This window comes from Streptomyces sp. NPDC001750, from assembly GCF_042892615.1.
Lineage (GTDB): Bacteria > Actinomycetota > Actinomycetes > Streptomycetales > Streptomycetaceae > Streptomyces.
The window spans coordinates 184,316-197,936 of sequence record NZ_JBIAUE010000005.1 but is presented as its reverse complement, the minus strand read 5'-3'; the positions used below and the strand labels follow the sequence as shown (position 1 = coordinate 197,936).

At 72.2% G+C, this 13,621-nt stretch carries 9 protein-coding genes and 1 pseudogene; 2 read left to right on the top strand and 8 right to left on the bottom strand.

Annotated features, from left to right (window positions below; translation table 11 throughout):
• Positions 1-46: 46 nt before the first annotated feature.
• From ACFYY6_RS11110 to ACFYY6_RS11100, 3 genes are read right to left on the bottom strand one after another with little or no spacing between them, the layout of a single operon-like run.
• Positions 47-2,227 (bottom strand): bifunctional serine/threonine-protein kinase/ABC transporter substrate-binding protein, encoded by a 2,181-nt coding sequence (locus ACFYY6_RS11110; protein WP_389192756.1) that lies wholly within the window; start codon positions 2,225-2,227, stop codon positions 47-49.
• 6 nt (positions 2,228-2,233) lie between these two features.
• On the bottom strand, positions 2,234-4,432 hold the full coding sequence (locus ACFYY6_RS11105; RefSeq protein WP_386608236.1) for a bifunctional serine/threonine-protein kinase/ABC transporter substrate-binding protein: 2,199 nt from the start codon (positions 4,430-4,432) through the stop codon (positions 2,234-2,236).
• A 16-nt stretch (positions 4,433-4,448) separates the two neighbouring features.
• Positions 4,449-5,222, bottom strand: coding sequence for a hypothetical protein (locus ACFYY6_RS11100; RefSeq protein WP_389192885.1), 774 nt, complete (start codon positions 5,220-5,222; stop codon positions 4,449-4,451).
• Positions 5,223-5,703: 481 nt separating this feature from the next.
• Between ACFYY6_RS11100 and ACFYY6_RS11095 the strand changes: the two are divergent.
• Positions 5,704-6,382 (top strand): annotated as a pseudogene (locus ACFYY6_RS11095) (glycosyltransferase); the annotation flags it as partial.
• 227 nt (positions 6,383-6,609) lie between these two features.
• Here ACFYY6_RS11095 and ACFYY6_RS11090 read toward each other — a convergent pair.
• The 4 genes from ACFYY6_RS11090 to ACFYY6_RS11075 all read right to left on the bottom strand — a co-directional run bounded on the left by ACFYY6_RS11090 (position 6,610) and on the right by ACFYY6_RS11075 (position 10,360).
• Positions 6,610-7,038 carry a TIGR03668 family PPOX class F420-dependent oxidoreductase gene (locus ACFYY6_RS11090; RefSeq protein ID WP_351519197.1) on the bottom strand — a complete coding sequence of 143 codons (429 nt, stop codon included), beginning with the start codon at positions 7,036-7,038 and terminating at the stop codon, positions 6,610-6,612.
• A gap of 280 nt (positions 7,039-7,318) precedes the next feature.
• On the bottom strand, positions 7,319-8,143 hold the full coding sequence (locus ACFYY6_RS11085; protein WP_351519199.1) for an LLM class F420-dependent oxidoreductase: 825 nt from the start codon (positions 8,141-8,143) through the stop codon (positions 7,319-7,321).
• Positions 8,144-8,258: 115 nt separating this feature from the next.
• The gene (locus ACFYY6_RS11080) at positions 8,259-8,945 is read right to left on the bottom strand and encodes a response regulator (RefSeq protein ID WP_389192753.1); all 687 of its coding nucleotides are present in this window, start codon (positions 8,943-8,945) and stop codon (positions 8,259-8,261) included.
• Positions 8,942-10,360: a histidine kinase gene (locus ACFYY6_RS11075; protein ID WP_351632958.1), complete on the bottom strand. Its 1,419-nt coding sequence runs from the start codon at positions 10,358-10,360 to the stop codon at positions 8,942-8,944. Before ACFYY6_RS11075 ends, ACFYY6_RS11080 begins: the two co-directional genes overlap by 4 nt.
• Before the next feature lie 293 nt (positions 10,361-10,653).
• Here ACFYY6_RS11075 and ACFYY6_RS11070 point away from each other — a divergent pair, with 293 nt between their 5' ends.
• A complete protein-coding gene (locus tag ACFYY6_RS11070; protein ID WP_388651013.1) occupies positions 10,654-12,174 on the top strand; it encodes a serine hydrolase domain-containing protein in 1,521 nt (506 codons plus the stop codon).
• 315 nt (positions 12,175-12,489) lie between these two features.
• Here the strand turns inward: ACFYY6_RS11070 and ACFYY6_RS11065 are convergent, their stop codons facing one another.
• A complete protein-coding gene (locus tag ACFYY6_RS11065) occupies positions 12,490-13,374 on the bottom strand; it encodes a peptidase S1 (RefSeq protein WP_389192750.1) in 885 nt (294 codons plus the stop codon).
• Positions 13,375-13,621 lie beyond the last annotated feature (247 nt).

Below are 13,621 nucleotides of genomic sequence, written 5' to 3'. Positions count from 1 at the left end.
CGCCCCCGCCGCGCATGTTTCATGCGATTCACACGTCTCATGCGCTTCACACGTCTTCGTACGGCCCCAGAAAGCGCGCCTGCCCGCCGTCGATCCGGTAGAGGAACATCCCCGTCTCGTACGTCACCTGACGGGTGCGCTGGAAGGACAGTGTCCGGGTGATGCCCGGGTGACGGGTGAGGAACAGCCGCTGCGCGAGGCCGTCGCGCACGGCGTCGACGGCGCTCGTGGACCGGGCCGCCCGGGCGATCAGCCCCACCGCGTCGTACGCCTCGGCGGCCCAGCGGGCCGGGGCGGTCCCGAACCGTCTCCGGTACGCGGCGGTGAACGCCTTCGCGGCGGGGAGCCGGGACGGGTTCGTGTACGCCTCCGCGAACACCCACCCCTCGGCCGCCTTCCCCGCGTCCCGGAGAAAGGCGGGCGCCAGGACCGGTCCGACGGACATGCCGGTCCCGGTGAATCCGGCGTCGGCCAGGGCGGTGGCGCAGCGGGCGCCCCGGGCGGGTGACGACCCGGCGTAGACGACGGCGTCCGCTCCCGCCGCGACCGCCGCGCGGGCGGCCGGGGCGAAGGAGGCGGAGCCCGCCGCGACCGGGCGCACGGTCACCTCGGTCTCCCGGAACCGGGTGTCCCGGAAGGAGTTCGCGAGCGACCAGGCGGTCCGGAGGTCGGCGCGGTCCTCGACGACGACCAGCCGTTCCACCCGGCGGACGGCCACGTAGCGGGTCAGGGCGTTCGGCAGTACGGCGTCGAAGTGCCGTGTCACACAAAGAGACTTGGTGCCCGTCCATTGCGCTGTGGTGGATCCTGCCGCGACGACGACCTGGGCGAGGCGTGCCTTCTCGTAGCGGCTGACGACGGCGTTCTCGGCGATGTTCCCGGTGGGGCCGATGACCGCGAGCACCTTCGGATCGGCTGCCAGCCGGTCGGCCACGCGAAGGGCGCGGGTCGCGTCCCCGCCGTCGTCCTCGGTGCGCAGGGAAAGCCGGAAACCGGCGGCGCGGGAGTTGTGGTCGGCGACGGCGATCCGGACGCCGCGCTCGTGCGCCAGGCCGACCGCTCTGCCCGGGCCGGTCAGGTCCGCGTGCAGACCGACCGTGTACGTGGGGAGTGTGCGGGTGGTGGTTCCCTCGTCCCGTTGTCGGCCCATCACCCGGACCGCGGTTCCGCCGCCCGCCAGGAGGACGGCAGCGGCGGCTGCGGCGGTGAGCACGCGTCGCCGCGCGGGGCCCCGCGCACCTGGATCGCGGTCCGGGCCGGGATCTGCCACGGCCGTGGGCGGTTCGGGGGCGGGAAGGGCGAGGGCGGCGCTCGCGCGTTCGGCGATCAGGGCGGACAGCCCGGACGGCGCCCAGGACCACTCGGCCGTGTGCGCGGCATCGGCGGCCCGGGTGGGAGCGGCGGCACCGGTGGGGACGGTGTTGTCCGTGGCGGCGGTGAGCTGCTGCTCCACCTGGCGTGCCGTCGGCCGGTCCGCCGGGTTCTTGGCCAGACAGCTCGCGACGAGGGGCAGCAGTCCGGGCGGCAGACCGTTCAGGTCCGGTTCCTCGTGCACCGTGCGGAACAGTATCGCCGCGGCGTTGCCCTGCCCGAACGGCCGGCGCCCGGTCGCCGCGTACACGAGGACGCAGCCCAGCGAGAAGATGTCGCAGGCCGGGCCGAGCGGACCCGCCGAGGCCTGTTCGGGGGCGAGGTAGCCGGGCGTGCCGATGACGGCATCGGTCGCGGTGAGGGCGGTGGCACCCTCATGGCGTGCGATGCCGAAGTCGATGAGCCGGGGTCCGTCGAGCGCGAGGAGCACATTGCCGGGCTTGACGTCGCGATGGATGAGCCCGGCGTCGTGCACCGCCGCGAGTGTGCCGGCGAGCCTGGCGCCGAGCAGGCGGACGGTCGTGTCCGGCAGCGGACCCTCGGCGGCGACGGCCTCGGCCAGTGAGGGGCCCGGTACGAACACGGTGGCCAGCCAGGGCTCACGGGCCTCGGGATCCGCTCCGGTCACCGGCACCACCCACGGTCCGGTGACCCTCCGGGCGGCCTCGGTCTCGCGCCGGAACCTGGCGCGGAAGCCGGGGTCGGCGGCGTATTCGGCGCGGATCACCTTCACGGCGGCGAGTGCCCCGCCGGACGAACGGGCCAGATAGACCACCCCCATGCCACCCGCGCCGAGCCGTGCCAGGGTGCGGTGCTCGCCGATGGTGCGGGGGTCGTCCGGGGTGAGGGGCCGCATATCGGATCAGGCCTCGGTCCTCGGCGCCCGGCCGAGATAGTGGTAGCCGCCGTTCCGCACCGTGTAGAGGTAGGCGTCCGAGCCCTTGAGGCGGTGGTCCTCGTCGAAGGCGTAGGTCCGCGACACCCCTTCGTACGTGGACGCGGCGATCCTCGCCACGAGCGCGGCCCGCGTGGGGCGCCGGGCCTCCCCGGCGCGGGGAGTGGGACCGGCGGTGGCAGTGGTGGCCGTGGCGGTGGGGGCGACGAGAGCGGTGAGGGCGGCGATGACGAGCCCGGCCGCGTCGTACGCCTCGGCGGCCCAGCGGGCCGGGGCGGACCCGAACCGTCTCCGGTGCATGGCGGCGAACTTCTTGGCCTCGGGTGCCGTCGCGGCGATGCAGGGGGCGGTGAACTCCCAGGATTCGGCGGCGTCCCCGCCGTCCTCCAGGAACGCGGCGTTCATGGCCGTGTGCATGGCCATCCGCGGGCCCTTGAAGGACGTGGCGGCGAGGGCGCGCGCCATGCGGGCGGCTCCGGCCGCGTCACCCGCGTAGAAGAAGGCGTCACTGGCGTGCGCGAGCATGTCCGCGACGACCGGCGCGAAGTCCCGTGTTCCGGCCGGCACCACTCTCGGGTACGCCGTCCCGGTGGTGAGCACACCGGCGTTCATCTGGGTGGCGTAGCCCACCTGGTAGGCGGCCTGGCCACCGGTCCGGTCGAGCAGCACCCCGAGCCGTTCGACATCGGGCCTGAGCAGCAGCCGCCTGATGATCGGCACGGACAGCGCGGCGTCGAACGGGGCGGCCTGGAAGAAGGACTTCTGGGACCTGGCGGTATAGGCGAGCAGCAGCGACGAAACGGTGATGACGGGCAGCATCGCCTCGTCGTACGCGCCGAGGACGGCGTCGGTGGCGGGGTCGCCGGTCGGGCCGATGACGGCGAGCACGTCGCGGTCGCGGGCGAACCGCTCGGCGACCCGCACGGCCCGGCTCGCCTCCCCCTGGTCGTCGAGCGCCTTCACCCGAAGCGTGAACGGTTTGTTCCCACGGGAGTTGAACCGTTCCACGGCAAGGCGCACGCCTCGCTCCTGCGCCCGTCCGTCGGCGCTCCTGGGGCCGGACAGATCCGCCTGTACGCCGATGGTCCAGGCCGGTCCGTCCGCGCCGGCCGCGCCGGGATCGTGCGAGCCGCCCAGCCGCCCCCGGACGGCGAACGCACCGCCGCCCGCCGCGACCACGACCCCGGCGCCCGCCAGCAGGAGGAGGCCCCGTCGCCCCGGCGCGGGCGCGGCGGCGGCCGTCGTGGGTTCGTCGGCCACCGTGGCGTCGATGTCGGGCAGGGCGAGCATCGCGGTGGACCGGACGGCGATCAGCCGTACGACGTCCTCGGGCAGCCAGTCGATGGAGCCGTCGGGCGCGTCCTCGACGATCGGTTCGTCGAGCCGGGCGGCATCGGGCCGGGCCGCGGGCTCCTTGGCCAGCAACTCGCCCAGCAGGGAACGCAGTTCCGGGTCGTCGATCCCGTCGAGGTCGGGTTCGTCGTGGACGGTGCGGTAGAGCAGGGCCTCGGCGGCGCCGCTGCCGAACGGGGGCCGCCCGGTCGCCGCGTACGCCAGGAGGCACCCCAGCGAGAACACGTCGCTCGCGGGTCCGGCGGCCGTGCCGCCCCCGGTGGCCTGCTCCGGCGAGAGGAAGCCTGGGGTGCCCACCACGAGGTCCGTCGCGGTCAGCGCCGTGGCGTCGACGGCACGCGCGATGCCGAAGTCGATCAGGCGCGGTCCGTCGGTCGTCAGCAGGACGTTGCCCGGTTTGACGTCGCGGTGGACGAGTCCGGCCGCGTGCACGGAGGCCAGCGCGCGGGAGAGCAGCCGTCCGAGCACCCGGACGCTCCGCGCGGGCAGCGGTCCGCCCCGGGCCACCGCCTCCGACAGTGCGGGGCCCGCCACGAACTCCGTGGCCAGCCAGGGGCGTTCGCCCCCGGTGTCGGCATCGGTGACCGCCACCGCCCAGGGGCTGTCCACCCGGCGGGCGGCCTCCACCTCGCGGCGGAAGCGGGCCCGGAAGTCGCCGTCCTCGGCGTACTCGGGCAGGATCACCTTGATCGCGGCGAGCGCCCCGGAGTCCGCGCGGCCGAGGTAGACCACCCCCATCCCGCCCGCGCCCAGTCGCCCCAGCAGCCGGTGCCCGCCGATCCGTGACGGATCCGAGGCCCTCAACGCGTCCATCAGCCGTCCGCCTTCCTCAACTCTGCTTCTTCACGGCGGATTCGAGCCGCACCTCCATGGCGACCAGGGCCGGGGACATGAAGTCCTCGATGTCGTTCGCGGACCACCCCTTGGCCCCCTTGCCCGTCACGGCCACGGTGAACTGCAGAATCTGCGCCTGGGCCCACAGATACGAATAGGGGCCGCCGAGCGCGGCGCTCCGGTACTCGCCGATCTCCATCAGCGCGTCCTCGGAGGTGGTCTGAGTGCCCTCCCCTCGCGCCAACGGGCCCGCGACCATGGAGCCGATCTGTTCGCCCTGCCGCAGCTGCTGCGTGGGGCAACGCATCGTCTCCTCGACCGACTCGGCCATCTCCCACCGCGCGTCCTCCCGTGTCCGGTGCACGGTCACGACCGCCGCCAGCCGCAGCGGCCCCCGCCCCCGGGCCGCGGGCACCTCGAAGGAGCGGGTGAGGGTGGCGAGGACGCTGGGCGCCGGCTTCTCCTGGCGCCAGACGCAGTCGGCCCCGAGCACGGGCCAGGTGTCGGGCCCGCTCTCGTGCGGGCTGCGCGGCACGACTCCGGGCCCGAAGCTCTCGGGGCCCGCGATGACGCGCCGGACGAGGTCGAGCGCCGCCCCACGCGTGGCCGGCAGCCGGGCCGGGTCCGCGTCGATGGCCGGGGACGTTGCGGCGCCACCGGCCGTTCCCGCATCGCCGGCCGGGGACGTTGCGGCGCCATCGGCCGGACGGGCGCTCGTCACTGCTCCGTCGACGCCCTCCCCGCCACCGGAGCACGCCACCAGCAGCATCAGCAGCGGGGCCGCCACCAGGACTCCGTACCCGGGCTTCGCCCCGGACCCGGACCATGACACGAGAGGACACCTCCGTCCCCCGGAATCGTGCCCGGCACCGTCTCCCCGGCGCCGCGTCGATGCTACGGCCCCGCGCCCGGCCCGAAGGACTCAGGCCGGGATTGTTTCCACATCAAGACACTTGATTCACAAGCGAGTTGCGAGGACCTGCCCGAATGGAGGCAGGCGACACCCCTGCGGAAGGCACCGCGCACCGGCCCTCGCGCAGCAGGAGTTGGACGACTGTTCACCACGCCGCGACCTGCTGATTCCCCACGACGTGAGCACGGGCGATCGAATAGGTCTGGACCAATCGGGGGGCGCCCCGACCAGGCGACTCAATTAACACACCCTTGATGAATGGTCTACACCTTTGACGGTAGGGTGAGCGCTCTCGACGGTCACCTGATGCCGCCACATGCGCAGCCATGGGGGACTTATGACGACCCATCACTTACCTCAGCCTCCGTCCGACCACGAGCTCTACTGGTACTTCGGGCCACAACGCCGCTGGGTGCTCATCGCCACCTCGCTCGCCTTCGTGCTCACCGCGGCGACCATGCTCACCTTCTCCCTGCGCGCCCCGGCCCTGTGGGCGTTCCTCGCGGTGCTCGCCCTCAACGTCGTCGCGCTCGTGCTCTCCTCGGTCAACAGTCTGCGCCGGCGCAGACTGAGCAGGCGTTCGCACGAGGTGCTCGTCCACGCCTGGAACCCCCACGAACTCCCCACGGTGGACCTCTATCTGCCCACCTGCGGGGAACCGCTCGCCGTGCTGGAGAACGCCTACCGGGCCGTCGCCTCGGTCGACTGGCCCGGGGCGCTGACCGTCTGGGTGCTGGACGACGCCGACCGCGCCGAGGTCGGCGAACTGGCCGCCGCGTACGGCTACCGCTACGTCGTGCGCCCCGACCGGGGGCACCTCAAGAAGGCCGGCAACCTCAACCACGCGCTCACCCTGAGCAACGCCGAGTACATCGCCATCCTGGACGCCGACTTCGCGCCGCGCCCCGACTATCCTGCGCCATCTGGTGCCGTACCTCGCCGACCCCGGTGTGGGCATCGTGCAGAGTCCGCAGTGCTTCGACACCGACGAGTCGATGGGCTGGATCCAACGCGCGGGGATGCTCCCGTCCGCCGACGGCGCCACGGTGGGCCCGCGCACCGAACCGGGCCACCCGATGCGCGTCCAGCACGTGGCGGTGTCGATACGGGATGGCGCGACCCGGTCCTGACGGCCTCGCCCGCATGCCCTCGGTCGGGGGTGTGCGGGCGAGGGCGCGCGCCCTCGACGCGCAGGGGGCGATAAGCGGGTGCGGTGAGGGGGCGACTGTCGGGTGCTGTCCTGTCACGCCGCGCGCCAACCGCTCCAGCGCATGACCGCGACCTCGATGACGGGCCCCTCCGGTGGCCGACCGGCGTATTGGGAGTACTTCGCCACGAGCGCTCCGACGCGCCGGGCCGCCTCGCCGGACCGGTCCGGCGGCGGGAGCACACGGGCTTCCCCGTCGGCCCGGACCCACCACAGGCGTTCCCAGTCGTCCTCGTAGTGGTCGGCGAGGAGACAGACCGGCGGATTGGCCGTGATGTTCGCCAGGCGTTTCAACCGCGTTGTCCGCTTCGGCTTGTGGTCCACGGCCAGCACCAGCACATCGCCGTCCAGGGCGAACACCACCGGCACCAGATGCGGGCGGGCCGACGCGTCGGCCGTCGCCAGGCGGGCGACGCGCGCCGCGGCGAACAGCTCCCGCGCTTCGACGCTCGTCAGAGCGGGCATCGCACCCCTTCCGGCGCTCACAGCACGCACGCACAGCAGTCGGGTCATCAGGGCAAACGCGGCGCCTGGGCACAGCACGGACGACACGCGGGCCCTGCCCACACGGCACCCGAGCACAGCACGCACTACATGTGCGGACAGGTCGCACTGCATGTGCGGACAGCGCGCCGGACATGTGCGGACAGGTCGCACTGCATGTGCGGACAGCCAGCCCGACACGTGCGGACGGCGCGCGCAACGCGGGACAGCGCACAGGCCGCGCGGGCGCAGCCCCTGTGCCTCAGCTGTACCGCGCGACGAGCCCGGCCAGCCGGTCCAGGTGCACCAGAGTCTCCCGTTCGGGCATCGTCGGCACATAGAACAACAGCCGCTCGACCCCCAGACGGCCGTATCCCTCGACCTGCTCGGGGTCGTCGGGCACGCCGTAGACCGCCACCGGCACCTCCCGGTCGGCGAGGTCCCGCAGCCGCTCGATCTGCGGACCGAGCTTCTCGGGCGACTCACCGAGGGCCAGCCAGGCGTCTCCGAACCGCGCCACCCGACGGAACGCACCCTCGCCGCCACCGACGTAGATCGGCGGATGAGGGCGCTGCACGGGCTTGGGCCAGCAGAAGACCGGGTCGAAGTTCACGAACTCACCGTGGAATTCCGCCTGTTCCTCGGTCCACAGGTCCCGCATGGCATGCAGCCGCTCGTCGGTGAGCCGACCGCGGGTGGTGGGATCGGTGCCGTGGTTCCTCATCTCCTCGCGGTTCCAGCCGATGCCGACGCCGAGAATCACCCGGCCGCCGGAGACCAGGTCGAGCGAGGCCACTTCCTTGGCCGTGGTGATCGGATCGCGCTGCGGGATCAGTGCGATGCCGGTACCCAGCAGCAGGCGTTCGGTCACCACCCCGGCGGCGGTGAGGGCGACGAAGGGGTCGAGGGTCCGGTAGTACATCTCCGGCAGCTCTCCCCCGCCGGGATAGGGCGTCTCGCGTTTCACCGGGATGTGGCTGTGTTCGGCGATGAACAACGAATCGAACGAGCGCTCCTCAAGGGCGGTCCCGAGCGAGGTGGGACTGATGCCCTGGTCGGTGATGAAGGTCGATACCCCGAATTTCACGGCGGCTCCTCGAAGGGATCGGGTACGGACGGGCGCGGGAAGCGACGGACGGTCCACCGCTCTCCTGCCTACCCGCCCCGGCCCGTCCCGCCCCCACGACCACCCGGGAGAACCATCACCGGGCGAAGGGTGAGGGGTCGTCCGTGTCACGGACGAGTCCATGGCGGTGGGCCCAGGCGGCGAGTTCGACGCGATTGCGGACGTCGAGCTTGAGCTGGGCGGCGGCCAGGTGTTTCTTCACCGTGCCGAGCGACACGTACAGGGTCTGGGCGATTTCGGCGTTGGTGAGGCCGCGCGCGGCGGCCCGTACGGTCTCCAGCTCACGGCTGGTGAGGGGATGGTCCGGCTCGCCCGACTGCCGGGCCGGACGACCGGCCGCGGTGAAGTGCTTCAGGAGGCGGACCGTGATCTGCGGGGAGATCAACGCGTCGCCGCGCGCGGCGGCGCGTACGGCTTCGATGAGCGTCGTCGGACCGGCGTCCTTCAGGAGGAAGCCGACGGCACCTCCGTACAGCGCCTCGTAGACGTACTCGTCGAGGTCGAAGGTGGTCACCACGACGACCCGAAGCGGATCGGCCACGTCCGGTGCGGCCAGGCGGCGAGTGACCTCCAGACCGGTGATGCCGGGCATCTGGATGTCCAGCAGGCACACGTCCGGCCGGTGCCGCTCGGCGAGGCGGAGTGGTTCGTGACCGTCCCCCGCCTCGGCCACGACCTCGATGTCGGACTCGGCGTCCAGGATGTAGCGGAAGCCCGAACGGACCATGCGCTGGTCGTCGGCGACGAGTACACGAATGGTCACCTCTTCCTCCGCGCGTCGGCGCCGGTCGGAAGGGCTGCGCTGACCTGCCAGCCGGAACCGTCCGGTGCGGGTCCCGCGTGGAAGGTCCCGGCGAGGAGCTTGGCCCGCTCGGCCATACCGATCAGACCGTACCCGCCTCCGCCGCTGCCCATCAGCCCATACCCACCGCCGCGGGTGCCGATCGATCCGTACCCGCCGCCGGTGCCGGTCCTGGTGCCGGCCGGACCGTGCCCACTGCCGGGGCCGGTGCCGGTACTGGTTCTGGTCGTTCCGGTGCCGATGCCAGGGCCGGTGCCGATTCTGGTGCCGGTGCTACCGATCAGGCCGTAGCCCTCACCGGCGTGGGCCCGGTGGGCCACATGTCCGTCGTCGCGGACGTCGAGTCGGATGCTTCCCTCGTCGGCGCTCACTCGTACCGTGATGCGGCCGACTCCGCAGGCGTGGCGCTCCGCGTTGGTGACCGATTCCTGGGCCATGCGCACCACGGCAGCGGCGATCTCGCCGGGCGCCCGGTCGAGGTCCACCCCGGCGTCGAGGACCACGGAGACGGCGGGCCGGTCCCCGACGGCAGGGCGCTGCAGGGCGCGCAGGGCCCCGGTCGGCGGGTCCGTCTCGGCGCTCGGGTGCTCTCCGTCGCGCAGGGCGGAGACCAGGCGGCGCATGGCGGTGAGCGCGTTCACTCCGGCGTCCTCGATGTCGGCGAGAGCGGTGGAGAGGGTGTCGGGGTCGCGGGCGGCGAGGTGCTGGAGGGCCTGTGCCTGGACCACGATGCCGGTGACCTGGTGGGCGACGACGTCGTGCAGATCACGGGCGAGGGCGTTGCGTTCCTGCCGCAGCGCGCGCTCGATGTGCCAGGCACGCCGCTCGTCGCGCCAGCGCAGGGCGAAACCGGGGCTGAGGAGGGCGAGGACGAGGAGCGCGTTGTCCGGGTCCAGTGGGTGTCCCGCTCGTTGCGAAGAGGCGAGCATCGCGACGAATGTGAGGACCGAGACGCCCGCGACGAGCCATGAACGGCAGCGGTACGCGACAACCGGGACGATCAGGGCGGTGGCCGCCGCCTCCGTGACACCGATCGGCTGGTGCCCCGTCGACAGCAGCCGACAACCGGCCGAGGCGGCGAGGGAGGCGACAAGCGCCCCGGTCGCGGCGGCGGCGGTCGCCCCGGGTGAGGTCCCCGGGCGCAGCGCCCACACCACCAGCGCGGCGGCGATCGCGCCCGCCCCCAGGAACAGCGCGCCGTCGATGCCCCCGGGGCCCAGGCCGGCGCCCCCGGGGCCCAGGCCGCGCAGCCTGTCGACATCGACGAGGAGGGCGAACAGGAGCAGGACCGCCGCCGAGCCGAACAGCAGGACCCGAGGGGTGGGCAGTTTGATCGTGCCGCCCGGCCGGAACCGGGCAGCTGACTGGTTGTGCATGTTCCGCACTGTACGTCGGGAAGTGGGCCCGGCACGGTGGCCGAATGGCTATTTCCGGGGTGCCGATTACGGGCCGGACGGCCGACGCGGCGCCGCTGTGACCTGGGCGAACGTGGAATTCCCCGGCCGGGGCCGTCCGATGCGGCCCGAGAGGAAGTCCCATGTCAGCGCTCCGCAACGGCCACGACGGCCGTCCGACAAGCACGCGAAATCCGAGAAGCACGCGAATCACGAGAAGCAGGAGAAGCACGAGGAGCCCAGGACGCCCAGGACGCCCAGGACACCCAAGGAGTATGTGGTGGGCGTTCACCGCCGCGTCGCTCGCCCTTGTCGTCGCGTTCCTGGCCTCGCCCGGAAGCGCCGGGGTCACATCCCGCACCACCGGTGACGCCGCTCTCGCCGGCCGTGTCGCCGAGCTGCTCCCGGACGGTCGGAGCGCGGGCGGTTCGGTGGGCCTGTCCGTTGCCCTCGTCGAAAGAGGAAGGACGACCCGGGCGGCCCTGGGCACCACCGACGGCTCCACACCGGTCACGCCCGACACCGCCTTCGAGACGGGATCGGTGCAGAAGGTGCTGACCGCCACGCTGCTCGCCGAACTGCTGGAGGCGAAGAAGATCACACTCACGGACACGCTCGCCGAGCTGTGGCCCGATGTCCGTTTCGCGGACCCCGCCGTCGGTGCGATCACCATCCGGCAGCTGGCTACGCACACGGCCGGACTGCCGTCCATACCTGCTCAGGACCCGGCCTTCGTCCGCGCCATGGCCATTCATCTCCTCGGGGGCAACGGCTACGCGGCGCTCAGCGACCCCATGCGCACCCTCGCCACGCTGACAGGCGTCGGTCCCCGTGAGCGTCCCTCGTTCGCGTATTCCAACCTCGGGTACGCCGTCCTCGCCGAAACCCTGGCCGAAGTCGACGGGCGCGACTACGGCACGGCGTTGCGCGCTCGCGTCCTGGACCCGCTCGGCATGCGCGACACCACCATCCGCGACACCGCCGGCACCCCGCGCGGCGCGGCGCTGCCGCACAGCACCGCGGGCGTTCCGACAGTCCCCTTCACCAACCTCCCCTGGGCAGCGGTCGGTACGGGCACCTGGACCACCAGCGCCGACCTCGTCAAGTTCCTCTCCACTGGCCGGAGCCCGTCCGCACTCACGCCTCCCACCCGTACCCACACGCCCCTGGCGGACGTCCCCGACTACGCGAAGCACGACGGCCGGATAGGTCTGGGCTGGCAGATCTGGAAAGCTGCGGGCACCTCCGTCAGCTGGCACAACGGCCTGACCAACGGCTCCCGCACCTTTGTCGCCAAGACCGACGACGGGCGCGCCGTCGTCGTTCTCGCGAACTCCACCCGCACACCGGTCGAGAAGATCGGATTCTCGCTGCTGGGCATAGCCGCACCAGAGTTCGACGAACCGCAGTCGCCGCATCCGGCGTTCATCGCGCTGACGCTCCTGCTCGCTGCGGGCGCCCCCGCACTGGTCCTCGCGGGTGTCGTCCGGCCACGCCGCAGCCGCCTCTCCCGGCCTCTGGACCGGCTCAAGGTGATCTCGCTGCTGGTCACCGGAGCCGCCCTGTCCCTGCTCTCCCTGCGCATCGGCGAATGGGGTCATGTCCCCACCGTCGTCTGGCCGATCGGCGTCGGACTGCTGGCGCTCGCGGCAGCAGCCTCCGTCCGCGTCTGGCATCGGCTCCCCGTGGCCCGTGGCTCGCACACCTGGTTGCGCGTGCTCACCTTCGCCGTTCCCACGCTCGTCTCCGGTGCGCTGCTCTGCACGGTGACCGTGATCACTGCTCAACTTCCCTGAGGCCACCAGCGGCGCATCCCGGCGCGCCACCGACACATCCCGGTGCCGCCCGTGCTCCGGGGTGGCGCGGCGCCGGGACGCGCCGGGACTCGGGCCCAAGCTCGCCCTGGGCCCCCACCACATGGACCGATTTCATCGCGTACGCCGTAACGGCCTCGTAAGCGTCTGAACCGGCAGCGCCGGGCCCGAACGGCACGCGCCACGCACCGGATCGGCTCCGGTATGCGACACGGCGGTTGTCGGGACAGCAATCAGGACTCAGAGGTCCGGAGTCACGAGGTCGGAGGTCCCGAGGTCAATCCTCGGACCAGCACGTTACGACAGGGCGAGTTCGGTGACGTTGTCCGCCTCCAGGACCCACGACGCACCGAGGCCGCCTTCCTTGACCCGGGCCGCGCCGTCACCCTTGAGGACGCCGATGCGCTTGCCGGACAGGGCGATCTGGATGGCGTGGGTGTACTCGTGAACCCAGTTGGCGCTCAGTCCGCCCTCCTTCACGTACGCGTCGCCGGTGTCCTTCAGGACGCCGACGCGGTTGCCGGACAGTTCGAGCTGGATGACGTCGTCGGCCTCCCGCACCCAGTTGGCGCTGAGGCCGCCCTCCTTCACCCAGGCGGCTCCGTTGGCGGTGAGGACACCGATGCGGTTGCCCGCCAGGTCGATGCCGATGACGTTGTCGGCCTCCTTGACCCAACTCGCGCTGAGGCCACCCTCCTTCACATGCGCCTGGCCGTTGCCCTTGACGATGCCGATGCGGTTGCCGGACAGCTCCAGCTCCTTGACCTTGTCGGCCTCCTTGACCCAACTCGCACTGAGGCCCCCCTCCTTCACGTATGCCTCGCCGTTGTCCTTCAGGACGCCGATGCGGTTGCCCGACAGGGCGATCTGCTTGACGTCGTCGGCCTCTCGCACCCAGTTGGCGCTCAGACCGCCCTCCTTCACCCAGGCGGTACCGGCGCCCGTCAGCACACCGATGCGGTTTCCGGACAGCGTGATCTGCTTGACGTCGTCGCGCTCCAGGACCCATGACGCGCTGAGGCCGCCCTCCTTCACGTAGGCGTCACCATTGGCCCGCAGGGTGCCGATGCGGTTGCCGCCGTCGCCGGAGACCGTGCCGGGCACCACGTTCGCCGTCGCGGCACCGGCCGGACCGGACAGGGCGAGAACGGCGGCCACCACGGAGAGAGACTTGAGGTTCATTCGAGTAACTCCTATAGGGAGGGCGTCCCTCGGGCCGGATCGCGGTGCCCCAGGGGGATCGGTTCAATCCGATGACGCTCAACGACCGGAGACGCCCCGGGTACGTAGGCCGTTCGGGTGATGAAGGAGCGCTGAACGCGCCTTTGCCTCGCACCCGGCTCCGGATGCCCCGGGCATGAACGCCAGGACTCGTGACGGCGGCCGCCTCCGGTCGCGAGCGCGTCCATTCAGCGGGGTACGTAAGGGA